At 72.1% G+C, this 26,771-nt stretch carries 22 protein-coding genes; 16 read left to right on the forward strand and 6 right to left on the reverse strand.

The annotated features are described in order from the left end of the window. Nucleotides 1-61 precede the first annotated feature (61 nt). The 11 genes from ccrA to ACWD12_RS00185 all read left to right on the forward strand — a co-directional run bounded on the left by ccrA (nt 62) and on the right by ACWD12_RS00185 (nt 15,867). The gene (gene ccrA, locus ACWD12_RS00135) at nt 62-1,399 is read left to right on the forward strand and encodes a crotonyl-CoA carboxylase/reductase (RefSeq protein WP_358358110.1); all 1,338 of its coding nucleotides are present in this window, start codon (nt 62-64) and stop codon (nt 1,397-1,399) included. 328 nt (nt 1,400-1,727) lie between these two features. After that, nucleotides 1,728-6,032 carry a hypothetical protein gene (locus tag ACWD12_RS00140; protein WP_450097682.1) on the forward strand — a complete coding sequence of 1,435 codons (4,305 nt, stop codon included), beginning with the start codon at nt 1,728-1,730 and terminating at the stop codon, nt 6,030-6,032. A 109-nt stretch (nt 6,033-6,141) separates the two neighbouring features. Further along, nucleotides 6,142-7,080 (forward strand): coiled-coil domain-containing protein, encoded by a 939-nt coding sequence (locus tag ACWD12_RS00145; RefSeq protein ID WP_358358115.1) that lies wholly within the window; start codon nt 6,142-6,144, stop codon nt 7,078-7,080. 96 nt (nt 7,081-7,176) lie between these two features. After that, on the forward strand, nt 7,177-8,505 hold the full coding sequence (locus ACWD12_RS00150) for an AI-2E family transporter (protein WP_450097683.1): 1,329 nt from the start codon (nt 7,177-7,179) through the stop codon (nt 8,503-8,505). Nucleotides 8,506-8,707: 202 nt separating this feature from the next. Next, nucleotides 8,708-9,775 (forward strand): ATP-binding cassette domain-containing protein, encoded by a 1,068-nt coding sequence (locus ACWD12_RS00155; RefSeq protein WP_450097684.1) that lies wholly within the window; start codon nt 8,708-8,710, stop codon nt 9,773-9,775. 3 nt (nt 9,776-9,778) lie between these two features. After that, nucleotides 9,779-10,759: a hypothetical protein gene (locus tag ACWD12_RS00160; protein WP_450097685.1), complete on the forward strand. Its 981-nt coding sequence runs from the start codon at nt 9,779-9,781 to the stop codon at nt 10,757-10,759. Between the two features lie 260 nt (nt 10,760-11,019). After that, on the forward strand, nt 11,020-13,053 hold the full coding sequence (locus ACWD12_RS00165) for an ATP-binding protein (protein ID WP_450097686.1): 2,034 nt from the start codon (nt 11,020-11,022) through the stop codon (nt 13,051-13,053). After that, nucleotides 13,050-13,487 carry a roadblock/LC7 domain-containing protein gene (locus ACWD12_RS00170; protein ID WP_358358128.1) on the forward strand — a complete coding sequence of 146 codons (438 nt, stop codon included), beginning with the start codon at nt 13,050-13,052 and terminating at the stop codon, nt 13,485-13,487. The genes ACWD12_RS00165 and ACWD12_RS00170 overlap by 4 nt, the downstream gene beginning before the upstream one ends. A 5-nt stretch (nt 13,488-13,492) precedes the next feature. After that, nucleotides 13,493-13,897, forward strand: a complete 405-nt coding sequence (locus tag ACWD12_RS00175; protein WP_358358131.1) for a DUF742 domain-containing protein — start codon at nt 13,493-13,495, stop codon at nt 13,895-13,897. Beyond that, complete coding sequence (locus tag ACWD12_RS00180) at nt 13,878-14,510, forward strand: ATP/GTP-binding protein (protein ID WP_435839119.1); 633 nt, start codon at nt 13,878-13,880, stop codon at nt 14,508-14,510. Before ACWD12_RS00175 ends, ACWD12_RS00180 begins: the two co-directional genes overlap by 20 nt. Before the next feature lie 100 nt (nt 14,511-14,610). Beyond that, nucleotides 14,611-15,867 (forward strand): styrene monooxygenase/indole monooxygenase family protein, encoded by a 1,257-nt coding sequence (locus tag ACWD12_RS00185; protein ID WP_450098185.1) that lies wholly within the window; start codon nt 14,611-14,613, stop codon nt 15,865-15,867. 112 nt (nt 15,868-15,979) lie between these two features. On the opposite strand, the gene ACWD12_RS00190 is transcribed toward ACWD12_RS00185, so the two are convergent. From ACWD12_RS00190 to ACWD12_RS00210, 5 genes are all read right to left on the reverse strand, one after another. Continuing rightward, nucleotides 15,980-16,480 (reverse strand): hypothetical protein, encoded by a 501-nt coding sequence (locus ACWD12_RS00190; protein ID WP_450097687.1) that lies wholly within the window; start codon nt 16,478-16,480, stop codon nt 15,980-15,982. A gap of 165 nt (nt 16,481-16,645) precedes the next feature. Beyond that, nucleotides 16,646-17,494 (reverse strand): maleylpyruvate isomerase family mycothiol-dependent enzyme, encoded by an 849-nt coding sequence (locus ACWD12_RS00195; RefSeq protein WP_450097688.1) that lies wholly within the window; start codon nt 17,492-17,494, stop codon nt 16,646-16,648. Next, nucleotides 17,491-18,027 carry a sigma factor gene (locus ACWD12_RS00200; protein WP_358358140.1) on the reverse strand — a complete coding sequence of 179 codons (537 nt, stop codon included), beginning with the start codon at nt 18,025-18,027 and terminating at the stop codon, nt 17,491-17,493. Before ACWD12_RS00200 ends, ACWD12_RS00195 begins: the two co-directional genes overlap by 4 nt. Before the next feature lie 185 nt (nt 18,028-18,212). Beyond that, nucleotides 18,213-18,524 carry a hypothetical protein gene (locus ACWD12_RS00205; RefSeq protein ID WP_358358143.1) on the reverse strand — a complete coding sequence of 104 codons (312 nt, stop codon included), beginning with the start codon at nt 18,522-18,524 and terminating at the stop codon, nt 18,213-18,215. 118 nt (nt 18,525-18,642) lie between these two features. After that, nucleotides 18,643-20,418 (reverse strand): 3-hydroxyacyl-CoA dehydrogenase family protein, encoded by a 1,776-nt coding sequence (locus ACWD12_RS00210; RefSeq protein ID WP_450097689.1) that lies wholly within the window; start codon nt 20,416-20,418, stop codon nt 18,643-18,645. A 210-nt stretch (nt 20,419-20,628) separates the two neighbouring features. On the opposite strand from ACWD12_RS00210, the gene ACWD12_RS00215 reads away from it, so the two are divergent. The 3 genes from ACWD12_RS00215 (at nt 20,629) to ACWD12_RS00225 (ending at nt 22,103) form a co-directional block, all read left to right on the forward strand. Next, complete coding sequence (locus ACWD12_RS00215; protein ID WP_450097690.1) at nt 20,629-21,654, forward strand: LLM class flavin-dependent oxidoreductase; 1,026 nt, start codon at nt 20,629-20,631, stop codon at nt 21,652-21,654. 126 nt (nt 21,655-21,780) lie between these two features. Then, nucleotides 21,781-21,930 (forward strand): hypothetical protein, encoded by a 150-nt coding sequence (locus tag ACWD12_RS00220; RefSeq protein ID WP_450098211.1) that lies wholly within the window; start codon nt 21,781-21,783, stop codon nt 21,928-21,930. Between the two features lie 44 nt (nt 21,931-21,974). After that, nucleotides 21,975-22,103 (forward strand): hypothetical protein, encoded by a 129-nt coding sequence (locus tag ACWD12_RS00225; RefSeq protein ID WP_450098186.1) that lies wholly within the window; start codon nt 21,975-21,977, stop codon nt 22,101-22,103. 60 nt (nt 22,104-22,163) lie between these two features. Here ACWD12_RS00225 and ACWD12_RS00230 read toward each other — a convergent pair whose 3' ends face one another. Next, nucleotides 22,164-23,507 carry an NAD(P)/FAD-dependent oxidoreductase gene (locus ACWD12_RS00230; RefSeq protein ID WP_450097691.1) on the reverse strand — a complete coding sequence of 448 codons (1,344 nt, stop codon included), beginning with the start codon at nt 23,505-23,507 and terminating at the stop codon, nt 22,164-22,166. Between the two features lie 233 nt (nt 23,508-23,740). Here ACWD12_RS00230 and ACWD12_RS00235 point away from each other — a divergent pair, with 233 nt between their 5' ends. Together ACWD12_RS00235 and ACWD12_RS00240 are read left to right on the forward strand one after the other, a co-directional pair. Further along, nucleotides 23,741-24,484 (forward strand): TetR/AcrR family transcriptional regulator, encoded by a 744-nt coding sequence (locus ACWD12_RS00235; protein ID WP_450097692.1) that lies wholly within the window; start codon nt 23,741-23,743, stop codon nt 24,482-24,484. A gap of 397 nt (nt 24,485-24,881) precedes the next feature. Further along, nucleotides 24,882-26,747 carry a hydroxysqualene dehydroxylase gene (locus ACWD12_RS00240; protein ID WP_450097693.1) on the forward strand — a complete coding sequence of 622 codons (1,866 nt, stop codon included), beginning with the start codon at nt 24,882-24,884 and terminating at the stop codon, nt 26,745-26,747. Nucleotides 26,748-26,771: the final 24 nt, after the last annotated feature.

A 26,771-nucleotide genomic window follows, 5' to 3' on the forward strand; every position in this document is an offset into this window, starting at 1 on the left:
CGGCCGGGCACGGCCGACCGACAAACCCTCACACTCCCAACGCCGACCCTGGAGGCCGACGATGAAGGAGATCCTCGACGCCATCCTCGCTGGGGACACCCCGCAGGAAGCGTACGAAGCCCTTCCCCTGCCCGAGTCGTACCGCGCCGTCACCGTCCACAAGGACGAAGAGACGATGTTCGACGGACTCGAGTCCCGCGAGAAGGACCCGCGCCAGGCGCTGCACATCGAAGACGTCGCGCTGCCCGAGCTGGGTCCGGGCGAGGCGCTCGTCGCGGTGATGGCCTCGGCCATCAACTACAACACCGTGTGGACCTCGATCTTCGAGCCGGTCTCGACCTTCCGCTTCCTCGAGCGGTACGGCCGGACCTCCCCGCTCACCAAGCGCCACGACCTGCCGTACCACGTGGTCGGCTCGGACCTGGCCGGCGTCGTGCTGCGCACCGGTCCCGGCGTGAACGCCTGGAAGCCGGGCGCCGAGGTCGTCGCGCACTGCCTCTCCGTGGAGCTGGAGAGCCCGGACGGGCACAGCGACACGATGCTCGACCCCGAGCAGCGCATCTGGGGCTTCGAGACCAACTTCGGCGGCCTGGCGCACATCGCCCTGGTCAAGAGCAACCAGCTCATGCCGAAGCCGGCCCACCTCACGTGGGAGGAGGCCGCGTCCCCGGGCCTGGTCAACTCCACCGCGTACCGCCAGCTCGTATCGCGCAACGGCGCCGGCATGAAGCAGGGCGACAACGTGCTGATCTGGGGCGCCTCCGGCGGCCTCGGCTCGTACGCCACGCAGTTCGTCCTCAACGGCGGCGCCACCCCGATCTGCGTCGTCTCCTCCGAGGACAAGGCGCAGATCTGCCGCGACATGGGCGCCGAGCTGGTCATCGACCGCCGGGCCGAGGACTTCAAGTTCTGGAAGGACGAGCGCACCCAGGACCCGAAGGAGTGGAACCGCTTCGGCAAGCTCATCCGCGAGCTGACCGGCGGCGAGGACGTGGACATCGTCTTCGAGCACCCGGGCCGCGAGACCTTCGGCGCCTCGGTGTACGTCACCCGCAAGGGCGGCACCATCGTGACCTGCGCGTCCACGTCGGGCTTCGTGCACGAGTACGACAACCGATACCTGTGGATGAACCTCAAGCGCATCGTCGGCTCGCACTTCGCGAACTACCGCGAGTCGTGGGAGGCCAACCGCCTGATCGCCCAGGGCAAGATCCACCCGACGCTGTCCCGCAGCTACTCGATGGACCAGGTCGGCCAGGCCGCGTACGACGTGCACCGCAACCTGCACCAGGGCAAGGTCGGCGTGCTGTGCCTGGCGCCCGAGGAGGGCCTGGGCGTACGCGACCACGAGCTGCGCGCGAAGCACATCAAGGAGATCAACCGCTTCCGCAACGTGTGACCCCTCTCACCCGAACCGCACCGAGTAGGGGCGACCGCGGCCTGACATAGCGTTAGCTGGTGCCGCGTCAGGGAATTCGTTGCCTGACGCGGCACTAAGCTTTCCCGGGATCTGACACCATTTCCCTGGTGGACACCGTGACACGCGCGGTGCGGACTACGGTGGCTGCCTGACCGGTCCCAACCGGCAGGAGTGGCCGGGTTCCGACAGATTCCGACAGAATCTGCCGGATCCGGGTGCTCGGGCGGGCTCGTCGGGCCCATCGGGCCGACCGGCCCGGCGTGAGGTTCGGATACGGTGACGGCGCTGGTGAGGACGCGGCCAGGGGATGGAGTGGGACCCCACAGTGCGGGGCTACGACGACCGTTACGAGGTTGACGACGGCCTCGGCCAGATCGAAGCCGAGATGAAGCGGCTGAGGACTGAGCGCGAGGAAAGCGTCGCGCACGCGGAAGACCTCGGATATCAGGTCGAGGTCCTTCGCGCGAAGCTGCATGACCTCAGACGGCAGCTCGCCACCCCGCAGTTCGGCAGCATCGGCGGCCAGGCCGAGCAGATGCTGCGCAACGCCCAGCTCCAAGCCGACCAGGTCCGTGCCGACGCCGAACGCGAACTGGCGGAATCGCGCGCGCACACCCAACGCATCATGCAGGAGGCCGCGCAGCGCTCCGCCCAGCACGAGGCCGAGTGGCAGGCCGAGCTCCAGGCCCGCCGCAGGCGCCTCGAGGAAGAACTCGCCCACGCCCGGCAGGCCACCGAGGCCCGGGTGGGCGAGAACGTCGCCTGGGCCGAACAGGTACGCCAGCAGGCCGACGAACGCGCCCGCCAACTCGTCGAGAGCGCCCGCGCCGAGGCCGAGCGCCTCCTCGCCGACGCGGCCGCCCAGGCCGCCGCGGCACGCGACCAGGCCGGCGGCGCCGCGCAGGCCGCCCGGGCCGAGGCCGACGCCGTCCTGGCCCGCGCCCAGGCCGAGGCCGACCGCATGCTCGCCGTCGCGCAGGAGCGCGCCGAGTCGGTCGGCGCCCAGGTCGAGCAGATCAAGACCGGCACGCGCAACCAGGCCGAGGTCCTGGTCGTCGAGGCCCGCGCCGAAGCCGAGCGCATCCGGGACGAAGCGGTCGCCGAGGCGCAGCGCGTCACCGGCGAAGCCGCCGAGCGCGCCGAGGGCACCTCCGCGGACACCGCCAAGCTGCTGCGCGAGACCCAGGCCGAGGTCGCCCGGCTGCGCGCGGAGGCCACCGCGGAGGCCGAGCGCCACCACGCGGAGGCGGAGGGGCTGCGGGCCGAGGCCGAGCGCCTCAAGGCGGAGGCCGAACGCCTCAAGGCCGAGGCGAAGGCGCTGCTCGACGTCGCCGACAGCGACGCCGCCGAGCGGCTGCAGACCGCGTCCGCGAGCGCCGAGGAACTGCTCGACCGGGCCCGTACCGACGCCGAGGCGCACACCGCCCGGGTACGCGCCGCCGCCGAGGAACTCCTCGACGCGGCACAGGCCGAGGCCGCCGAACTCGCCGAGACCACCCGGGCCGAGGTCGAGCGCCTGCGCGCGGAAGCGGCCGAGGAGGCCGAACGGCTGCGCGGCGACGCCGACGACGAGGCCGAGCAGACCCGCACCGAAGCGGACGCCGACGCCGAACGGGTACGCGGCGAAGCCGCCGCCGCGGCCGCGCGGCTGCGCGACGAGGCCCGGGCCGAGGCCGAACGGCTGCGCGCGGAAGCCGAGTCCGAGACGGCCCGGCTGCGGGACGAGACCGAGGCGCAGACGGCCCGGCAGCGCGAGGAGGCCGAGGCCGAGGCGTCCCGCCTGCGCACCGAGGCCGAGGCCGACGCCGAGCGCCTGCGTACCGAGACGGTCGCCGAGGCCGAGGCGGCCCGCGACGCCGCCCTCGCCGAGGCGGAAGCCGCCCGCGAGAAGGCCCTCGGCGTGCACGCCGACGTCGTCGCCGAGATCGAGGAGCGCCGGGCCGAGGCCGAGCAGCTGGCCCAAGAGGCCGAGGCACGGCTCGGATCCGCCGAGACCACCGCCTCCGAACGCGTCGCGACGGCCGAGGCCGAAGCGGCCGAACTGCTCGGCAAGGCCGGTTCCGACGCCGACAAGCTGCGCGGCGACGCCGAGGCGCGGCTCGCCGCCGCCGAGACCGAGGCGGCCGAGCAACTTCGGGCCGCCACCGCGAGCGCGGAGGAACTGCTCGCCAAGGCCAAGGGCGAGGCCGACAAGCTCCAGGCGGACGCCGCCCGGATGCTCGCCGAGGCGGAGGCCGGCGCCGTCGAGCGCATGGAGCGCGCGACCGCCGCGGCGGACGAACTCCTCGCCAAGGCCCGCGCGGAGGCCGAGCGGGCCACGTCCGAGGCGCGTACCGAGGCCGACGAACTGCGGGCCCGGGCACAGGCCGACGCCGAGGCCGTCGAGGCCCGCACCCGGGAGACCGGCGCACGCCTGGTCGCCGAGGCCAAGACGCACACCGAAGAGGTCAAGGCCCGTGCGGAGGCCGAGGCCGAGGAAGTCCTCGAACGGGCGCGCGCCGAATCGGGCAAGCTCCGCGAGAAGGCGGTCGCCGACACCGCCCGCCTGCGCGATCTGACGCAGCGCCAGCAGGCGGAGTCCGCCGAACGTTTGGAGCAGGCGCGCCTCGAGGCCGAACGCCTCGCCTCGGAAGCGGAGGCCATCGCCGCCGAGACCCTCGGCAACGCCGAGACCGGTGCCGCCGACCTCCTCGCCACGGCCAAGGCCGAAGCCGAGCGGGTCCAGCAGCAGGCCGCCGAGACGGCCGGGCGCGCCCACGCCGAAGCCGAGGAACTCCTCGCCACCGCACGGGCCGAGGCCACCAAGACCGCCGAGACCGCGGCCCGCGAGGCCGAGGAGCTGCTGCGCGGTGCCGAGGCCCGGGCGACCGAGCTGCGCAACGGCAGCGAGGCCGACCGCGCCGAGGCCGAGGCGACGCTCCAGACCGCGCGTACCGAGGCCGCGACGCTGCTCGACCGGGCCCGCGCCGACGCCGCGGCGCGGACCGAGAGCGCCGCCCGCTCCGCCGACGAACTCCTCGCCAAGGCCCGCACCGAGGCGGAGGAACTCCTCGGCGACGCACGCGGCGAGGGCGAAGGCATCCGCAACGCCGCCCGCCGCGACGCCGCCGAACTGCGCGCCGACACCGAGGCCGCGGCCCGCAAGGCCCGCGAGGATGCGGCGTCCGCGGCCACCCGCACCGTCGCCGAGGCCGAGCAGACCGCCGCCGACGTACGCGAGACCGCGCGCCAGGCCCTGGAGGAGGCCCGCCTCGAAGTCGTCGACCTGCGCGACCGCACGCAGGCCCGGGCCCGCGAACTCCTGGAGACCGCGGAGGCCAAGGCCCGCGAGATCGCCGAGAAGGCGCAGACCCGGATGCGCAAGGCGGAGGACGAGTCCGCCCGCCTGGTGCGCGACGCGAAGGGCGAGGCGGAGACGATCCGCGCGGCCGTCGCCGGCATAGAGGAGGCGGCGCACGAGGAGATGGCGCGCCTGCGCACCGAAGCGGAGCGCGAGTTGGCGAAGTCGCGCGACGACGCGCAGACGCACCTGGTGCGGGCTCGCGCCGAGGCGGACGCGACCGTCACCGCCGCGCGCAAGCACGCCGAGCGCCTGAAGGCGGACTCCGAGCGCGAGGCCGAGCGCGTGCGTACCGCGGGACGCGACGAGGCGACCGCGACGCTCAAGTCCGCCGAGTCGGACGCCGCGACGATGCGTGAGAAGGCCAAGGCCACGCTCGACAAGGCGGTCGACGAGGCCGAGGAGACCCTCGTCAAGACCAAGGGCCACGTCACCGAACTCGTCGCGCAGGCCCAGCGCAAGGCCGAGCAGCAGCTCAAGGCCGCGTCCGAGGCGGCCGCCAAGACCCTGGCCGACGCCGAGGCCGAGGACGCCCGCCTGCGCGCCGAGGCGGCGGCGGTCATAGAGAAGGCCCGCGCCGACTCGGACAAGATGATCGCCGAGACGCGCCGCGACACCACCTCGACCCGCGAACGCGCCGACAAGGAAGCCGAAGAGGCCGTCGAAGGCGCCCGCAAGCAGGCCGCCGAAAGCCTCCAGGCCGCGGGCAAACGTGTGGACGCGCTCGTCGAGGCCGCCGAGGAACAGTGCGCGAAATCCGTTGCGGACGGCGAGAAAGCCAAGTCCGAGGCGATGGAAGAAGCCGACCGGATCCGCGACAAGGCAAGCTCCGAGGCCGATAGGGTACGTATCGCCGCGGTCAAGAAAGCCGAGGCGCTGCTTTCCGAGGCGGAGCAGCGGCTCGCGGACGCCCAGAAGGGTGCGGACGACCTGCGCGCCAAGGTGGCCGAACAGATCGCCGCCGCACAGCGCGAGGCCCAGGCCGTTCGCCGGAAGACCGCGGCCGACGCCGACAGGATTCTGGACGATGCGCGGAGGGAGGCGGAACGGCTGCGCAGCGAGGCCCGCAGGGAAGCCGAGCGCTCGCGTGCCGACGGCCAGCGCAAGTTGGACGAACTCAACCGACGCCGCAAGGACATCGCGACGGAAATGGCCCGCGTACAAGGCGTTTTGGACGCTTTGGCCGCACCGGCGGGTTCGTCGGCCGGAAAAAGCGGCAACTCAGCTCCTCGCACCGGCGGGGGCGGGTCGAGCACAGCACCACCCGATTGAGGGATGAATGCCGGTTGTTCTCCGCCGCGCAGGTCGATGAGCCGTCTGTTTCGTGCCAGGATTCCACCCGTCACCTCATCCACAGCACCGGTCATACGACAGGAACCCCATGAGCGACACAAACTCTCCGCACGGCTTCGATCTCGTCCGCCGAGGGTACGAGCGTTCGCAGGTCGACGATCGCATCACGAAGCTCGTCTCTGACCGGGACAGCGCCCTGGCCCGCATCTCCGCGCTGGAGAAGCGGATCGAGGAACTGCACCTCGAGAGCCAGAATGTGCAGGCCCAGCTCGCCGATGCCGAGCCTTCCTACGCCGGCCTCGGTGCGCGCGTCGAGAAGATCCTGCGCCTGGCCGAGGAAGAGGCCAAGGACCTGCGCGAGGAGGCCCGCCGCGCGGCGGACCAGCACCGCGAACTCGCCGAGGCGGCCGCCCAGCAGGTTCGTGCCGAGGCCGAGCAGTACGGCAAGGAGCGCAAGGCCAAGGCCGAGGACGAGGGCGCCCGCATCCTCGACAAGGCCAAGACCGACGCGGCCCAGCTGCGCGCCGAGGCGAACAAGGACGCCGCGACCAAGCGCGAGGAGGCGGACGCCCTCTTCGAGGAGACGCGCGCCAAGGCCGCCCAGGCCGCCGCGGACTTCGAGACCAACCTCGCCAAGCGCCGCGAGCAGTCCGAGCGCGACCTGGCGGCCCGTCAGGCCAAGGCCGAGAAGCGCCTGTCGGAGGTCGAGCACCGCGCCGAGCAGCTCCGCCTGGAGGCGGAGAAGCTGCGCACCGACGCCGAGCGCCGCTCGCGTCAGACCATCGAGACCGCACAGCGCCAGGCGGACGACATCGTCGCGGACGCCCGCGCGAAGGCCGACCGCATCCGCAGCGAGTCCGAGCGCGAGCTCGCCGCTCTGACGCACCGCCGCGACAGCATCAACGCCCAGCTGACCAACGTGCGCGAGATGCTCGCGACGCTGACCGGTGCGGCGGTCGCCGCGGCCGGCGGGGTCGGGGACGACGACGACAAGCTGAGCGGTGTTCCCGCCCAGCAGACCCGGTAGTTCGCCCGCACGGGTCCGTACGTTTGGCGCGACGCTGTAGAGGTGGCCGTTCCTTTTCGGAACGGCCACCTGGCGTTTCCGCCTAGAGTCTGGCCGGTGAACACCGAGACCACGCCGGACACCGCGGACGACGAGGCCGCAGGGGGCACTTCCACGAACGCCGACGACACCGACACCGACGGCACGGGCGGCACGGGCGGCAAGGCCGCCGGCGCCCCCGGCGACACGAGCGGCAAGGCCGCCGGCGACGCCGGGGGCAAGGCCGCCACCGACAACGCCGACGCCGGCAAAAGCGCGGGCGCGGGCTCGCGCACGGGCGAGCAAGGCGATGCCGCCGCGTGCGACGAAGACGGCAAGCCCGTCGTCCCCGCGCCGCGCTTCGGCCATCCCGGCCGCCCGCTGCGCCGTACGTCGCCGTTCTACATCGGATTCGTCGGCGGACTCGGCCTGATCACCGCGTGGTTCCTCGCGCAGGCATTCGCGGGCATCAAGGACGTGCTCGTCCTGATCCTCATCTCGTTCTTCCTGGCCGCCGGGCTGAACCCGTTTGTCGAACGCCTGCAGAAGCTCGGACTTCCGCGCAAGTGGTCGGTCGCGACCGTGGCGATCTCTTTCCTGTTGGTGATAGCGGGGTTCATCGCCGCCATCGCGCAACCGCTCACCGAACAGACCACGGACCTGATCAACAGCATTCCGGACAAGCTCACGGAGCTGCTGCACAACGAGCAATTCAAGCGCCTGGACGAGAAATACGCGATCATCGACAAGGCCAAGGAGGCGGCCGCCAGCGCCAACACCGCGGAGAGCGTCGCGGGCGGTCTGCTGGGATTCGGCAAGCTGATCCTCAACTCGGTCTTCGACACCCTGACCGTGTTGTGCCTCACGCTGTACTTCCTGGGCTCGCTGCCCAGCATCAAGGAGGCGATCTACCGCCTGTTCCCGTCGTCGCGCCGGCCGCGCGTCCGGGCACTGGGCGACGAGATCATCGGCGGTATCGGCGGCTACGTCAACGGGATGCTGCTGGTCGCGTCCTGCGCCGGGGTCTCGTCGTACGTCTTCCTCGTGATCCTCGACCTGGAGTTCGCGCTGCCGCTCGCGCTCGTCGTCGCGCTGACCGACCTGATACCGATGATCGGCGCGACCATCGGGGCCGTGGTGGTCTCCGCGGTGGCGTTCTTCGATTCGCCGGGCAAGGCGCTGGCGTGCGTCATCTTCTACGTCGCGTACCAGCAGTTCGAGAACTACCTCGTGTACCCGAGGGTCATGAAGCGCGCGGTCAACGTGCCGCCCGCGATCACCATCATCGCGGCGCTGGTCGGCGCCGCGCTGTTGGGCGTCACCGGGGCATTGCTGGCCATACCGATCGCCGCGGGAGTACTGCTGATCCTCCGTGAGGTGGTCACGCCACGCCAGGACCAGGTGTGACCCCGGGAGGACCCCTAGTCCGCAAGGATGACCGGAGGGAGTTCCCTCGACCTTCGGAAGGTCGAGGATCCGCCTCCAGGGGACACGACCTGATCTCCGCGGTTCTCTAGGGTTGGTGACGGCCGCCCGGGTGCCCGCGGCAGGTCCCCCCGCCGTGGCACCCCGGCAACACGCACATGCCCCCAGCGACTATGAGGACGAGATGATCGAAGCCCAAGGCTTGACGAAGAGGTACGGAACCAAGCTGGCGGTCGATCAGCTGTCCTTCCAGGTCCGTCCCGGCACGGTCACCGGATTCCTCGGCCCGAACGGCGCGGGCAAGTCCACGACGATGCGGATGATCCTCGGCCTGGACGCGCCGACGGCCGGCCACGTCCTGGTCAACGGCCGCCCGTACCAGCACCTGTCGGCGCCGCTGCGCGAGGTCGGCGCCCTGCTGGACGCGAAGGCGATGCACGGGGGCCGCAGCGCGTACCACCACCTGCTGTGCCTGGCGCAGAGCAACGGGCTGCCCAGCCGCCGCGTCGACGAGGTGCTGCAACTGGTCGGCATCACGGCGGTGGCGAAGAAGCGTACGCGGGGCTTCTCGCTGGGTATGGGCCAGCGCCTGGGCATCGCGTCGGCGCTGCTCGGCGACCCCGGCATCCTGATGTTCGACGAGCCGGTCAACGGCCTGGACCCGGAGGGCATCCTCTGGATCCGGAACCTGATGAAAGCGCTGGCCGCCGAGGGCCGCACGGTGTTCGTCTCCAGCCACCTGATGAGCGAGATGGAGGTGACCGCCGACCACCTGATCGTCATCGGCCAGGGCCGGCTGATCGCGGACACCTCGATGCGCGACTTCATCGAGCACAACTCGCAGGCCTACACGGTCGTGAAGTCGCCGCAGGCCGACAAGCTCGTCAAGCTGCTGACCGCCAAGGGCGGCCAGGTCACGCCGGAAGGCACCGAGGGCGCGCTGCGCGTCACGGGCCCCGCCCCGGCCGCGATCGGCGACATGGCCGCCGAGCACGGGATCGCGCTGCACGAACTGTCGCCGCGGTTCGCGTCGCTGGAGGAGGTCTACATGCGCCTGACCCAGCACTCGGTCGAGTACCGCGCGGGAATGCCGGGCGCGGGAATGCCGAGTGCGGCACCGCACAACGGCGGCGCGCCGCAGGGCTGGGGACCGCCGCCGCAGCAGGGCTGGGCACCGCCGCCCGGACAACCGCAGTTGACCCCGCAGGCACCGTCGGCTCAGCAGGCCCCGATCCAGCGAAGCGAGGGCTGAGCCATGGCCAACCCCACTCCCCAACCGCCGCAGCAGCCGCAGCACCAGCCGTCCGCGATGCCGCAGGTGCCGCAGATGGCGCAGCAGCCGGTGCCCGCCGGCGCGTACGCGGGCGGCCCCGCCCTCGGCGGCGCTCCGCAGGGCCCGCCCCACGGGAACGGGCACGGCAACGGGCACTACCCGCCGGTCCCGGCGCCGCAGGGCCAGTACCGGCACGAGCACACCGGGAGCCTGCACTTCACGCGCATGCTCCAGTCCGAGTGGACCAAGATCCGTACGGTCCGCTCCACGATGTGGTCGCTGATCATCATGGTCGTGCTCATCGTCGGCATGGCGGCGCTGCTCGGCGGCACCGTCACCAACGAGGACGAGAGCCCGGACCCGAGCGTGTCGTTGTCCCTGATCGGCGTGATGATCGCGCAGATCGCGGCGGCGTCGCTCGGCGTGCTGACCATCTCCGCGGAGTACACGACGGGCATGATCCGCTCGACGCTCACCGCGTACCCGCGCCGCCTCACGGTGCTGGCCGCGAAGACGGTGGTCTTCGGCGTGCTGATGTTCGCGGTCGGCCTGGTGGCCTGCTACCTCGCGTACCTCATCGGCGACTCGATGTTCCCCGGCGACGTGGTGCGCGACTCCACCAACAAGGAGGTCGTGAAGGGCGTCGTCGGCAGCGCCACTTACCTGGCACTGATCGGCCTGTTCAGCCTGGGCATCGGAACGATGCTGCGGCACTCGGCCGGTGCCATCACCACCGTGCTCGGCATCATGCTGGTCCCCTCGATCTTCGGCGGGTTCATCCCCGGCAAGGCCGGCGAATGGGTCGTCAACTACTCGCCGATGACGCTGCTGATCAACATGGTCGCGCCGGCGGGCGAGATCGACTCGGCGCTGAACGCGTGGCCGGGCATGCTCCTGATGGCCGGATACGCGGCCGCGGCGCTGGTCGGTGCCGCCGCGCTCCTCAAGTCGCGGGACGTGTGAGCGTCCCGACGACACGGCGCGCGGTGGGTGCCCGCGTCGGGCAGGCGGCCGAAACGGCGTACTCCTGACCGCGCGTACGACACTTCCGCGAGGGTGTCGAGGCCCCGTCGGACGGTTTCCGTCCGACGGGGCCTCTCCTTTTGCCCATTTGCATACGGTTGCGTACAGCCGTCCATGGCAAAGGAGTTGTCGGAACCGGGACCATACGGCCCGGAAGTGTGAGGATAGGATCGCTAGCCATGTTTCGGGAGGGGACGAAGATGGCCGGGGGAAAGCGGGGCCGGACCGGTCCGGGCGCCGATCCTGAGCGGCTTGCGGGCGGGGTGCCCGAGCATGCCGTCGACGCCGTCAGCGCCCCCGCGATCGCCGTCGCCACGGCCGCCGCCGTGCTCGGGGTGATCGCCGCGGTCATCTCGGTCCTGACCCTCGCCTCCGACGGTTCGGCGCTGCACGCCTCGATCGTCGCCCTGCTGTACGTCCCCTCGATCGTCCTGGGGGCGATATCCGCGCTGCTGCAGCGGCGCTTCGTGGCCCGTGAGGTGGCCGCGCTGCGTGCCGAGATCTCGCGGCGCGACGACGCGCAACGCCGGCTGACCGACGAACTCGAACGCCGCGGCGCCGAGATCGCCGACCTGACGCGCCGCCAGCAGCTGCTGCTCGCCGAGGACGACCTGCTGCGCGAACGCATGCAGGAGTCGTTCGTCAACCTGTCGATGCGGTCGCTGACGCTCGTCGAGCGCCAGCTCGACGTCATCGAGAAGCTGGAGCACACCGAGGAGAACGCCCAGCGTCTCGAGGACCTGTTCCGCCTCGACCACCTCGCGACGCGCATGCGCCGCAACAGCGAGAACGTCCTCGTGCTGGCGGACGCCGACGAACGCCACGGCCACCGGCCGCCGGGCACGCTGCTGGACGTCGTCCGCGCGGCCGTGTCCGAGATCGAGTACTACGAGCGCGTCGACATCGGGCACATCCCGCGCGCCGAACTCGCCGGGCACACGGCGGACGACATCAGCCACCTGCTCGCCGAACTCCTGGAGAACGCCGCGGCCTACTCGCCGCCGAGCACCCGGGTCAGCGTCGCGGGCCGCACACTGGAGAACCGCGGCATCCTGCTCACCGTCGAGGACGAGGGGTTCGGCGTGCCGCCGGACCGGCTGCCCGAGCTCAACGCGCAGCTCCAGGGCGGCCGCGCCGCGGCGTCCTCGTCCGACCTCGCGGGCCTCGGCGTCTTCGTGGTGGGTGCGCTGGCGGTACGCCACGGCCTGCGCGTGCAGTTGCGCCCGCGCCGCGAGGGCGGCCTCGCCGCGATCGTCATGCTGCCCGCCGCGCTGCTGCTCGGCTCGTCGCCGTCGGCCGCCGACATCAGCCACGAACGCGCCGTGGAACGCGCGGGCCCCTCGGGTGCGGGCCGGCGTCCCCCGGCGGCGGCGAGCAGGTCCACGCTCCAGGAACGCCACCAGTCCGCGCCGAAGCCGGCGGCAGCGGCAGCGGAGATGTCGGCGCTGGAAATGTCGGCACCGGAGATGTCGGCACCGGCGGTGCCTGCCGCGGCCGAGACCCCGGCGGCCGCAGCCGCCGCTGCCCCCGCGTCCGCCACGCCCGACACCGCGCCGCCGACGCCGATCGGCGAGACGGGGCACGCGACGGGCACGGGCGGACCGTCGCCGCTGCCGAGGCGTCCGGGCAAGAAGGGCGCCGACAAGCGTACGAAATCGGGCAGTTCGCCCACACCGGGCAGCGCGCTCCCGCAGCGGTCCGTGCCCGGCAAGGCGAACGCCGCCGCGACCGAGGCCGTAGCGGGCACATCCGCACCGCCAGCGGACGCCGCAGGCGGGCCACCGCCGCTACCCAAGCGCTGGGTCGCCCGGGGGGTGGACGAGACCGCCCAGTTGCGCGCGATCGATCCGCGCGAGGTCGGGACGCCCGGCGACATCGAGCCGTCCGGTCCGCAGCCCGCGGCGGCCGATCCGCGGTCGCACGCAGCCGATCCGCGCCCCGGCGCAGGGGAACCGCGGCCGGTCGCCGGGGAACCGCGCCCCGGCCTCACCGACACGGGCCTGCCCAAGCGCGTGCCGCGTACCCGGCCCGCCGACGAGGCGCCCGCACCTGCCGTGGACCCCGCGCCGCAGCGGGACAACGGACCTGTCGCCGCCGAGGAACTGCGGCGTAGGCTCAGCGGATTCCAGATGGGCAGCGCGGCCGCCCGGCAGGCCGCCGACGACGACATCGCGGTCCCCCCATCCACCAGCAGGCGATCCGCCGCACCGGAACCCGGAGGTGAGCACCGGTGAACACCCAGGACACCGCCGTCGTCCACGTGAAGTGGCTGGTGGACGGCCTCGCTCGGGACGTCCCCGGCATCCGGCAGGTGGTCCTCGTCTCGTCGGACGGGCTGCTGCTCGCGTCGGCGGGCGGCAGCGACTCCGGCGGCGAGCGCCTCGGCGCGATCGTGTCCGGGCTGGTGAGTCTCGCGCAGGGGGCCGCCCGCGTCATGGACCTCGGCGAGGTGCGCCAGGAGATCGTGACGATGGCCGAAGGGCACGTCGTGGCGATGTCCATCAGCGACGGCTCCTGCCTCGGCGTGCACGCTTCCAGCACCGGCGATCTGGCCGTCATCGCCTATCAGATGACAGCATTTGTACGCAGGGCCGGGCACGTTCTCACCCCGGCCCTCCGCGCCGAGCTCCACCGCAGCCACGAACCGGGCGCCACACCAGGGAGGTAGTCGCGATGGCCGCTGACGACGGGGGACGGGGCGGGCTCGGTGGGCGGACCGGACGGGTACGCCCGTACGCCCTGACCCGCGGTCGCACCAGCTACAGCGAAGTCCTGTTCGTGGAAACCCTGGTCACCTCGCTCGACTGCGAGCCCGGCACGGAATCCGGTGCCGAGTCGCCGCTCGACGTCGGGCGCGACGACATGCCGGAGGTGCGGGCCATCATCGTCCTGTGCCGGGGCGTGCGCTCGGTCGCCGAGGTGTCCGCCCTGCTCGGCCTGCCGCTGGGCGTCGTCCGGGTGCTCATCAGCGACCTGGCCGCCCAGGGGCGCATCAGCGTGTACCAGACCGCCGGCGAAGCCGGACCCCCCGACCGCGCACTGCTCGAAAGGCTTCTGGGTGGACTACGCAGGCTCTGAGGCGATTCCCGCGCACCGCATACCGCCGCTCCCGCCGCCCGTGGCGGGGCGCGGCGGGGGCGCACCGCCCATCACCTCGACGAAGATCGTCGTGTCGGGCGGCTTCGGGGTCGGCAAAACCACGCTCGTGACGTCGGTGTCCGAGATCGAACCGCTCACCACCGAATCGGTGATGACGGTCATGAGCGAGGCGACGGACCGGCTCGACGGGTTGCCGGACAAGGTGACCACGACCGTGGCGATGGACTTCGGCCGGGTCACCCTGGACGACGACCTCGTGCTGTACCTGTTCGGCACGCCCGGTCAGGGCCGGTTCCAGTTCATGTGGGACGACCTGGTGCGCGGCGCGGTCGGCGCGGTCGTGCTGGTCGACACCAGGCGGGTCGAGGACTGCTTCCCGGCGGTGGACTATTTTGAACGGAGCGGGCTGCCGTTCGTCGTCGCGATCAACACGTTCGACGGAGCGCCGATCTACCCGGTGGCGGATCTGCGCGAGGCACTGTCGCTGCGCCCCGCGACGCCGCTGGTGGAATGCGACGCGCGGGACCGGCACAGCGCCGCGCAGACGCTGGTGACGGTGGTGGCGCACGCGCTGGCGCTGATCGCGCGTTGAGCTTCCGGGCCGGTGCGGCGGGTTTCCGCCGGGCTCGACCCGGGTGCGGTGGGAGGACCCGGACCCACCGGTATTTCCTGTGCACGGAAGCGAGTTCGCCTTGCGGAAGATCCTGGTAGTCGGTGCCGGCCAGGCCGGCCTCATGCTCGCGCTCGGCCTCCAGGACCGGGGTTACGACGTGACGGTCGTCTCGGACCGCACGGCCGACGAGATCCGCGGCGGGCGGGTCATGTCCACGCAGTGCATGTTCGGCACCGCGCTGGCCCACGAACGGGACTTCGGCCTCGACCTGTGGGCGGGGGCCGCCCCCGACGTCCTGGGGCTCGGGGTGTCGGTGGCGGGTCCGGACGGCGGACGGGCGGTCGACTGGGTGGGGCGGCTCGACGCGTACGCGCACTCGGTGGACCAGCGGGTCAAGATGGCCGCGTGGCTGGACCTGTTCGCCGAGCGGGGCGGCAGCGTGGTGGTGCACCCGGTGGGCGTGGCCGATCTGGAGTGGTACGCGGACCGGTTCGACCTGGTGCTGCTGGCCGCCGGGAAGGGGCCGCTCGCGGGCATGTTCGACCGGGATCCGGAGCGGTCGCCGTACACCCGGCCCATGCGGTCGCTGGCGGTGTCGTACGTGCACGGCCTCGGGCCCCGCCCCGAGCACGACTTCCCGGCCGTGCGCTGCAATCTGGTGCCGGGGGTCGGCGAACTGTTCGTGATACCGGCGCTGACGCTGTCCGGCCCCTGCGACATCCTGTTCTTCGAGGGGGTGCCGGGCGGGCCGCTGGACGTGTTCCAGGGCGTCCGCGACCCGCAGGCACACCTGGACCTCACACTCCGGCTGATGAAGCAGTTCGTGCCGTGGGAGTACGACCGGGCCGCGGGCGGTGTGGCGCTGACCGACGCGCACGGCACGCTGTCCGGCCGCTACACGCCGACCGTACGCCGCCCCGTGGTGGAACTCGCGTCGGGCGGTCTGGTGCTGGGCGTCGCCGACGTCGTGGTGGCGAACGATCCGATCACCGGCCAGGGCTCCAACAACGCGGCCAAGTGCGCCGCGCTGTACCTGGCCGCCATCGAGGCGCGCGGCGCCGGGAAGTTCGACCGGGCGTGGATGACGGAAACCTTCGAGGCCTACTGGGCGCATGCGGCTGCCGTCACGAAGTGGACGAACGCGATGCTGGCGCCGCCGCCGGCGCACGTGCTGACGCTCATCGGCGCGGGTACGGCGCACCAGGCGGTCGCGGACCGGTTCGCCAACGGCTTCGACGATCCGGCGGACTTCGAGGAGTGGTTCTACACCCCGGAGCGGGCGGACGCGTACCTGGCCGCGCTCGGCGGGCCGTCGGTGGCCGTGGGCGAGGCCTGAAGGCGGCGCCGGAAACGGGGACCGGTCCGGAGACGGGCCGGACACTGGGCCGGAAACGGGACCGGCGAAGGTTGGAGACCGGGCCGGAAACGGGGACCGGTCCGGAGGCGGGTCAGAGACAGCTCCAGCAGTACAGGCGGTCGCCGGCATCGCGGGCCCGCCGGGCCAGCGCGACGAACTCGGCGACGAGTTCGGCCAGGTCGCCGTCGAGGCCGGCTTCCCGTCCCCAGCGCGCGGAGATCTCCGGCAGGCGCGCGTCGTCGGCGTCGGCGAGCCCGTCCAGGGTGCGCTGCCCCAGCTCGTCGATCCACGGCCCTTCGCGCCACGGCGAGCCCTCCGGGAGCGTCGTCCACTCGTCGCCGGTCGGCGGAGTGGAGGACGGCCACACGGACACGAAGTCCAACGCGGTGACGGTGGTGAAGTCGGTCGACTCCCCCCGGATGATGTCGACCAACTGGGTGAGCATGACGGCGTGGTCGATGCCCTTGGCGTCCAGCGCGTCGAAGACCGGTTGTCCCGGGCCGCCACGCCCCTTGGGTCCGCCGTCACGCTCCAGCGCGCGTATTGCGGCACCGGCGTCCGGCGCCCGGAAATAGTCGAAGAGAACACCCATGCCGAACTCTTCTACCACGTTTGCCGGTTCACGGGGGTCACCCGGAGGGATGGCTCTCGGACGGCCCAGTGGTGGCCGCCAGACGGCTCGGGGACGCCTGTCGGACGGTTCTTGGTGCGCTCCGGGGCGGCTCCGCACGCTCAGAGGGCAACACGCACGGGAGCCCTACAGAATCGCCAACGAGGCCACTGCGGCCAGCGCCGCGGCCGCGGTCGCCGGGTCCCCGTGCACCTCGACGTCGATCTCGTCCACCCTGCGGTTTCCGCCCAGGAGTCGGCAGAAGTCCGAGGAACTCAAACGCAGTTCGGCCGAGGTCTCACCACTGCCCAGTGCCGCGGTGACCGCCCCGGGCCCGTCGATCACCAGCACGGCGCCGATCTGCGACTTCAGCAAACCCAGTGTGGCGACGCCGAGTTCGACGAGCAGCGCCATGGGTTCGGGCGACGGCTCCGGGAAGCGCCTGCCCACGGCTCGGCCGATGTCGTCCGCGTGCAGCCACGTCTCGAAACCGCGCGCGAGGTAGGCGTCGGCCAGCGGCAGTATGCGCCCCGCGTACTGGACAGGCGTCTCGTCGCGCTCCCGGGCCGCCCGGCACTTCAGCAGGCTCCGCGCCTGCGCGCGCCACGCGTGCCAGCTCATGCGGTACGGCCTGCCGTGGTGCCGGGCCATGATGTAGCGGCTGCGGCCCTCCCACTCGCCGACCGGCCCGCCGAAGTGCTGCATCGACGCGAACGGGCCTTCGTACGGCGGCAGTCGGATCGCCTCGGGCACGCCCGCGGCGGCGCACACCGCCCCGTCGCCGGCCATCAGGTGCACGACCGTCTGCTGCACATCCCAGTCGTGCACGACCTGCGTCGCCCACTCCTCGCTGCTGAGGTCCCGCAGCAGGGCGTCGAGCCCCGCGAACGCCTCGGCGAACGCCCGCGCATGCGCTCCGGTCGGGATCGACGGCTCGCGTCTGCGCAGGGCCTCGGCGACGACACGCCCCCGTACCGCTGCCGGCAGCCCCGTCATGAGCGCGCCTCCGTCCCGTCATCCGCCACCGCGCCCGCGCCGTCGCGGGCCGCGGCGTCCCACCGCACCAGGCCGATTCGGACCCGCTCGGCCACCACGCTCTCGACCACGCCCAGCTTGGCGGCCACTTGGCGGTACGTCAGCCCCTGGAAGTACGAGAGCTCCACGACGTCCCGTAAGTCCGGCGCCAAGCCGGCCAGGGACGCCGCGACGGCGTCCTCATCCGGGGATTCGCCGCCGACCCCTGCCGCGGATTGGCCGCCACGGCCGACGCGTTCGACCGCCCGCCGATGCGCGGCGGCCACCAGCCACGCCGCCAGCGACCACTGCAACGGGTCGTAGGCGTACGGGCGTTCCCACAGGGCGACGAAAACCTCGCAGGCCACGTCCTCGGCGACGGCCGCATCCGCCGTCACCCGCAGGGCCACTCCGTACACGAACTCCGCGTAGGCGTCGTACACCTCGCCGAGCACCCGCTCGTCGCCCAGCAGCAGTCCGCGGTGGTCCATTCCGTCGTCACGGCTGTCCGGCACGCCCCGCCCCACGGCCACCCCACCTCAGTCCGCCCACGGCCACCCCGAGCAACCCCGGATCACCGAAAACGGTACGCCCCAAGCCGCCTTCCCGCACAGACCCGCGGGCCCTCACCACCGGTTCCGGCGACGTCGCGGCGAAGCATGGCTGTCCGCGCGTACCGCCCTGGGGTCAACGGGCGGGGTCAGCGGCCGGGGCGGCGGCGGAGGTGGCGGTTGCCGCGGTTGTTCCAGCAGGCGCGGTGCCAGTGGCGGCGGTCGTCGACCGTACCGAGGCCGTCCGCGCGCCACGCGACGACGTGCGGGACGCCGACCGGGATCTCGTGGTCGCAGCCGGGGCAGCGGTACGTCTTGGTCGCCGCGACACCGGAGACCGGGCGGACGATCCACTCGCCGTCGCGGCCCGACTCCCGCGACTCCAGCCCGAACCACCCGCCGCCGGAGCCGGCCCCCGGGTCGGGGCGTTCCGGTCGCGGCGGGCGATTTCGACGTGGCACGGGAAAAGGGTAGCGGGACGAGGCCGGTGACCGGCCGGCGGACGCGCGAAGGCCGGCGGACCCCGTTCCGGGACGGGGCCCGCCGGCCCTTCGTAGCGGGGCTCGACGCCCTTGGCCGCTACTTCTTCGCGTAGTCGCGGAAGCCGCGGCCGGTCTTGCGGCCGAGGTAGCCGGCCGTGACCAGGTGCTCCAGCAGGGTCGCGGGGGCCCAGCCCGGCTCGCGGAACTCGGCGTACAGCACCCGCTCGATCGCCAGCGAGACGTCGAGGCCGACGACGTCGAGGAGTTCGAACGGACCCATCGGGTAGCCCGCGCCGGTCTTGATCGCGGTGTCGATCTCGTCCGCCGACGCGTAGTTCGCCTGGAGCATCTTGACCGCGTCGTTGAGGTACGGGAAGAGCAGCGCGTTCACGATGAAGCCCGCCCGGTCGCCGCAGTCCACCGCGTGCTTGCGGGTACGCCGGCACACCTCGTGGACGGTGGCCACCACGTCGTCCGAGGTGGTGACCGTGCGCACGACCTCGACCAGCTTCATGACCGGCGCCGGGTTGAAGAAGTGCATGCCGACGACGTCGTCGGGACGCTTCGTCGCCATCGCGCACTCGATGACCGGCAGCGAGGAGGTGGTCGTGGCGAGCACCGCGCCCGGCTTGCAGATCTCGTCGAAGTTCTCGAACAGCGCCTGCTTGACCGACAGTTCCTCGACGACCGCCTCCAGCACGAGGTCGGCGTCCGCGAGGTCCTCCAGGCGCGTCGTGCCGGTGACGCGGCCGAGCGCCGCGTCGCGGTCCTCCTCACTGAGGCGTCCGCGCTGCACCTGCTTGTCGAGCGAGCGGGTGAGCGCGCCGGTGACCGCACCGACCTTCGCGTCGCTGCGGGCGACGAAGGTCACGGTGTAGCCCGACTTCGCGAACACCTCGACGATGCCGGTCGCCATCGTGCCGGAGCCGACGACGCCGACGGAGTCGATCTCGCGCGGCGTCCCGGCGACCGCGGTGCCGGCCGCGGTGTCGGCGACGACCGCGGACGAGCCGGGGGCCTCGTACCGGTAGAACCCGCGGCCGCTCTTGCGGCCCAGCAGGCCCGCGGTGGCCATCTGCTTGAGGATCGGCGCGGGCGCGTGCAGGCGGTCTCGCGACTGGCGGTACATCTGCTGGAGGATGTTGTACGCCGTGTCGATGCCGACCAGGTCGAGCACCGCGAGCGGCCCCATCGGCAGGCCGCAGCCGAAGCGCATCGCGGCGTCGATGTCCTCCCGGGTGGCGTACTTCTCCTCGAACATCGCCGCGGCGTGGTTGAGGTACGCGAACAGCAGCCCGTTGGCGATGAACCCCGCCCGGTCCCCCGCGACGACCGGCGCCTTGCCGAGCTTCTCGGCGAGCGCCACGACGTCCTCCAGGACGTCGGGCTCGGTGACGACCGTGCGGACGACCTCGACCAGCTTCATGACCGGGGCCGGGTTGAAGAAGTGCAGGCCGACGACGCGGGCCGAGCGGCCGGTGGCGACCGAGAGCTCGGTGACCGACAGCGACGAGGTGTTGGTGGCGAGGATGGTGTCCGGACCGCAGATCTTGTCGAGCTGGGCGAACATCTCCTGCTTGAGGTCGAGCTGCTCCGGTATGGCTTCGAGGACCAGGTCGGCGTCGGCCACGGCGGTGAGGTCGCTGCCGAGGCTGATCCGCGCGTACAGCTCGGCCTGCTCGTCCTCGGTCAGCTTGCCGCGCTCGACGGCCCGGGCGGTGGAGGTGCGGATCCGGGCGAGGCCGCGTTCGACCGCGGCGTCGTCCACCTCGACGCCGATGACGCGGACGCCGCCGCGGGCGAGGATCTCGACGATGCCGGCACCCATGGTGCCGAGGCCGACCACGCCGACCGTTGTGATGTCACGCGCCATCATGCGCTCCTTGAATGCCGTCTCCCCGAGGGGAGTACGCCTTGAGGGTTGCTGTGCGGGTCCCACTGGTTACCGCTAAGTAGTCCTGCGCTGTGCCGGGAGTATTGCAGGCCCTGCCGAACGGGCACAGACCGGTCGGACAAGCCGTTCGTGCCCCAATGGGGATTTCACCCGTTATGACGGGTGCGGGGATACCGAGAGGCTGCCCACATGAAGTTGGGGATCTTCCTGCTCGCGGCCCAGTTCGAGGCCGGAGACCAGGGGACGGTGCTCACCTCCGCCATGGACGCGGGGTGCGCCGCGGAGGAGGCCGGGTTCGACGAGGCATGGATCGCCGAGCACCACTTCGTGCCGTACGGGTTGTGCCCGTCAGCGGTCACGTTTGCGGCAATGCTACTGGGGCGTACGGACCGGCTGCGAGTAGGGACGGCCATCAGTGTGCTGCCCAACACCCATCCGGTCGCACTCGGCGAGCAGGCGGCGCTGCTGGACCAGTTGTCCGGTGGGCGCTTCACGCTGGGCATCGGCCGCGGCGGGCCGTGGGTGGACCTGGAGGTCTTCGGCAGCGGCATCGAGCGGTACGACGAGGAGGGCTGGGCCGAGTCCGTCGACCTCCTGATGCGCTGGCTGACCCTGCGCCGGGTGGGCGCCGAGGGCAAGCACTTCCGCTTCCGGCCGGTCCCGGTGGTGCCCCGGCCGCTGACGCGACCGCACCCGCCGGCGATCATCGCCTGCACATCGGCCACCTCCGCCGCGCTGGCGGCCCGGCAGGGCCTGCCGATGCTGCTCGGCATGCACGCCGACGACTGCGAGAAGGCCGAGATGATCAGCGCGTACGACGCCGCCGCGCGCGCCTGCGGCCGGGACCCGCGCGGCGTCGAGCACGCCGCCGCCTCGGTGGCGCTGGTCGCCGACTCGCGGGCGGAGGCGGTCCGCGAGCTCAAGGCAGCCCTGCCGCGCTGGCTCAACCGGGGGCTGTCCGCGCACCAGACGGTCGACGGCCGGGCGCGGACCATGCGCGACCCGCACGCGTACACGGACTACCTGTGCGAGATCCACCCGGTCGGCGCGCCGCGCGACGTCATCGCCGCGCTGCGCCGTACCACCGAGGCCACGGGCATCCGCCGCCACCTCCTCTTCGCCGAGGGCGCCGGCCGGCCGGAACGCACCCTCGACAACATCCACAGGCTGGGGAAAGAGGTCCTCCCGGAGATCCGCGCCGACGCGGAACAGTGAGAGCCCGGCGCTGACGCGCTCTATCGCACCCCCATCTGCCGCGCACCGACTTCGCCGGAAAGTTCGTGCCTTCCCGTCGGCAGAGCTGCGTTACGGCCGCTACCTGCAAGAACGAAAGGAATCCAAGTGACTGCTCGTCGTTGGCAGGACGTGAAGGCAGATGCGTATCGGCTCAGCCCGCTGATGGCCGATCCGGACGTCCTCGCGGCCGCCCAAACCGCCACCACTGCGTACATCGCCGGCTACCACCTTGCCGAGCTCCGTCCCTCGGACTGACGCAGAGCGAAGTTGCCGCTGTTCCCGGGGTTACCCAGGCTCGAATCTCGCAGATCGAACGGGGCCGGGTCGAGTCGATGGGGTTGGAGACATTGCGGTCCTACGCCGCCGCGCTCGGGGGTGAGGTGGAGGTGACCGTGCGGGTGGGACCGCACAGCGTCAGGGTCGCCTGATCCCGCGCGGCGCACCGGGTGCACGTCCCACGCGGTTCGGGAAGGCCCTTTGGCTGTCGGTCACTTCGTCCGGTCGTCGGAGCGGGCGAGGCGGGAGAGGTCGCGCTTGACGGCGGCTTCGGTACGCAGTTCGCCGACGATCGTGCGCAGGAGGGCCCTGCGGTCGGTGCCGCGCCGGCGCATCGCACCGATCGCGCAGGCGGCGACGAAGCCCGGGGTCATCAGGCCGCTCGGCTTACGCACGCGCGAGTAGACATCCAGCAGCCGGCGGGAGCCGTGTGGTTCCCGGGCGAGCATGCGCAGCATCTGCTCCTGGAGGGGGTTCACCGCGTCCGCGCGGGCGAAGCGGTTGGTCCAGTGGTACGTCTCGCGGCACTCGGCGACCAGGCGGCGTTCCCACGCGCGTACCACGCGGTCCAGCCGCTCCGGGTTGCCGAGTACGGGAGCCACCGCTTCGCCCAGCAGACGGCCGAAGCGCAGCGCGTCGCGGATGCCCTGCGCGGTGACCGGGTCCTTGAAGTGCCCGGCGTCTCCGGCCAGGGCCCAGCCGGGTCCCGCGGACTTGCGGAAGTACGAGGGCTGTTCGACCGAGGTCACGATCTTCGACGCGCGCGTGGCACCGGCGAGGCGTTTCGCCAGGCCGGGGATCGACGCCACCGTGCGGTCGTACTCGCCTTCCAGGTCGAGGCGGAACGCGTCCGCCCGCTCCTTGGGCGGCATCAGGAGGGCCAGCACGAGCCCGCCGTCGGTGGGGAACGCGGTTCCCAGCTCACGGCCTTCGAGCCACATCGCGGCGGTGCCCTGCCATTCGGTGCGCGGGTCCTCGTAGTACGCGTAGTAGCCGGCCCGTTCGTTGGCGTTGGACAGGTAGGGGACGTCGACGCCGAGCAGCCGGGCGACCGTCGAGCGCCGTCCGTCCGCGCCGATCACCAGCGGTGCCCGCAGGGTGAGTTCGCCGTTCACGCCGCGCTCGGTGGCGCGTACGCCGACGACGCGGCCGTCCTCCCGCACGAGCGAGGTCACCTTGACGCCCTCGCGCACCTCGGCCCCGGCCGCGCGCGCCGTCTCGACCAGCGCGAAGTCGAGTCCGGGCCGCCGCACGCACATGCCGTACGCGATGCCGTCCACGGGCGAGTAGGTGCCGCGCACTTCGGCATCGGGCGACCCGATGTACGCGTCGAAGTGCTTTGGCGGGTCCAGCTTTTCGACACGTTCGAGGGCGCCGAGCCGGTCCAGTTCGGCGACCCCGCCCGCGAAGAGCAGGTGCGTGGAGACCGTGTCGGACGGGAATCTGCCCGCGTCGACCGCGACCACTCGGCGGCCGGCCCTGGCAAGTGCGGTGGCCGCGGCCGATCCGGCGCAGCGGGCCCCGACCACGATGGCGTCGACGTGCTCTTCGCTCACGGAATCCCCCTGAATCGCCGTGCGGGAACGGGCCGTTGCGGGACGTGTCACTTCCGGAAGGCACGGAACCCGCGGAAGACACGGAACTTGCGAGGAGGCGCGGAACCTGAGAAAGGGCGCGGAACCGGAAGGTCGCACCGGAAGATCTCAACCGACAGGCACGTCGGTTCTTGGTGACGCTAAACCCGGCACAGCGCCCCGGACAAGACCCCCTGCGCGGCTACGCTGAGCGCATGGCAGCCCTCCCGCACCCGGACCGCCCCTCGGCAGGGGCGCCCACCACGCCGCCTTCCGCGGTGCGCCGCCGCATGCCCGGTCCGGCGCGTCGGCGCCGCATCGAGGACGCCGCGCTCGCGGTCTTCGGCGCGAAGGGCTACGGGGCCGCCTCCATGGGCGAGATAGCCGAGGCCGCCGGGGTCACCCGCAGCGTGCTGTACGAGCACTTCGCCACCAAACGCGTCCTGTTCCTGACCGTGCTGGGTGAGCAGAACGCGACCCTGGTCGCGCACATGGGTGCGGCCATCACCGGACGCGGCGGCCGGCACACCCGCATGCGGGCCACGGTGGCGGCGTACTTCGACTTCGCCGAGGCCAATCCGGTCGCCCGGCGCCTGCTGTTCGACCAGACCGACGAGGGCGACCCCGAACTGAGCGCCGTACGCTGGGGAATCCGGCAGACGCGCACGCGGTCGGTGATGGCCATGATGGCGCACGACACCGAGCGGGCCGGCCTGGATCCGCGGTCCCCCGAGGCGGAAGTGCTGATCGAGCTGCTGATCAGCAGCCTGGACGGGGTCGCCCAGTGGTGGGCGCACCACCCGGAGACGCCGCGCGCGACGCTGGAGACGATGGCCGCGAACGTGCTCTGGGGCGGCCTGGAGCGGCTGAACCCACCGGGCGACGCCGCACCCGACTCGCTCCCGGGCCCGCTGCCCGATTCGCTCCCGGATTCGCCCCCGGATTCGCCGACCGCCTAGCCTTTCGGCTCGCCGGCCCGCCGGACGACCGGGTCCGGCCGCACCACACGAGCCGATTCGGCAGCCGATTCGCCCCTGACGCGCCCCTGAGGCTCCTGCCGATACGTCTGCCGACACACCTGCCGCGGCGCCGGCTTCCACGCCCCCGAAGCGGGCCGAAGCACGCGCCGGAGCCTGTCGAGATCCACTGACGCTCCGTCAAAAACAGGCAACGGTACATCTCTTGACCCGCTGTATCACGGGCGCCATAGTCGGCTTGCATCCTGCCGACACATGTGTCGGTTAGCACCGGTCTGAGGCGGCACTCCCGCACTCCACACGCCGCACAGCCCAAGGGCGGCCGTGGCGACGGCCGCGTCTTCGGAGATCCGAGGAGAGACCCCGCATAGGAGGCCCCGTGTCCACGCACGAGCAGCACCTCCCCCGCACCGCGCCGCACACGGCTGCGCCGCCCGCCACCACGCGGAAGCAAATCCCGCCCACCCGGCGGAAGTTCGTGTCCAGCGCGGTAGGCGTCGGCGGCGCGGCGGCGGCCGGCGTCGCCCTCGGCGGCACCGGCGCCCTCGCCGCCCCCGCGTTCGGCGCCCCACTCGTCGCCGCGACACCCGGCCGCCGCGTCGCCGTCCTCGGCGGCGGCATGGCGGGTCTCACCGCGGCCCACGAACTGGCCGAACGCGGCTTCCAGGTCGCGGTGTACGAGCGCAAGTCGCTGGGCGGCAAGGCGCGCAGCATCCCCGTCACCGGCACCGGCACGGGCGGCCGCCGGGACCTGCCCGGCGAGCACGGGTTCCGCTTCTTCCCCGGCTTCTACCTCAACGTGCCGGACACGATGCGGCGCATCCCGTTCCCCGGCAATCCGAACGGCGTGCACGACAACCTCGTGGACGCGCCCGAGGCGATCTTCGCGCAGGCCGGTCGCCCCGACAACCGGCTCGTCCTGCCCAGCGGACTCGACGACCTCACCCCGGAGGCGATCCGCGCCGCACTCATGACGATGGCCAGTGTGGCCGGCCAGGTGCCGTGGTGGGAGATCGCCTTCTGGGCGGAGAAGATGATCGTGTTCTTCACCAGCGGCGACCTGCGGCGGCGGCACCAGTGGGAGTACATGCCGTACTCCGAGTACCTCCAGATGGACCGGATGTCGGAGGCATACCGCAACATCCTTGTCCGGTCCTTCACTTCGACTCTCGTCGCGGCCAAGGAGAACGTCGCCAGCACGCGCACGATCACCATGATGGTGGAGATCTTCCTGTGGACCATGCTCGGCCGCGGCAACGACGGCGCACCCGACCGCGTGCTGAACGGCCCCACCAACGAGGCCTGGATCGACCCCTGGCACGCCCTGCTCACCTCGATGGGCGTCGAGTTCAAGGTCGGCTGGACCGTCACCGGGCTCGACTACGCGGGCGGCCGCGTCACCGGTGCGCGCATGACCGATCCGCAGGGCAACGCGGGGACGATCGACGCCGACCACTACGTCCTCGCCGTACCCGTCGAGCGGGCCGTACCGCTGATGAGCCCCGCGCTCGTCGCCGCCGACCCCGCTCTCGGCCGCCTGCGCCGCCTCCAGACCGACTGGATGAACGGCCTGATGATCTACCTCAAGCGCAGGACGCCCATCACGCACGGACACCTGGCCTTCATGGACTCCCCGTGGGCCGTCACCGGGCTCACGCAAGGGCAGTTCTGGCGCGACGACTTCGCGGCGACGTACGGCGACGGCAGCGTGCAGGACTGCTTGTCGCTCGACCTCTCCGACTGGGACTCCCCCGGCATCGTGTACGGCGTCTCCGCACGCAAGTGCACCCCCCGGCAGATCGTCGACGAAGTCCTCGCCCAGGTCCGCGGCAACCTCGACAACGGCGCCTCCCTCATACCGGACTCCGCGATCCACTCGTGGTTCCTCGACCCGGGCATCACCGGGCCCGGCACCCCGTCCGTCGCCAACGACGAGCCGCTGATGGTCAACACGGTCGGCTCCTGGGACGACCGGCCGGAGGCGACGACGCGTATTCCCAACCTCTTCCTCGCCGGGGACTATGTACGGGTCTCGGTCAACCTGGCCACCATGGAGGGGGCGAACGAGGCGGGGCGCAAAGCGGCCAACGGCGTGCTGGCGGCGGCCGGTTCGCCGGCGACGCCGGCACGGGTCCTGGAGATGTACCGGGAACCCGCGCTGGCCGGCTTCCGGCGGGCGGACGACCTGCGCTTCCGGCTCGGACTGCCCAACGCGTTCGACGTGCTCAAGCCGTACTGGCCGTGACGTCCCGCACCGGGTGACGGGACC

This window comes from Streptodolium elevatio (genome assembly GCF_053592165.1).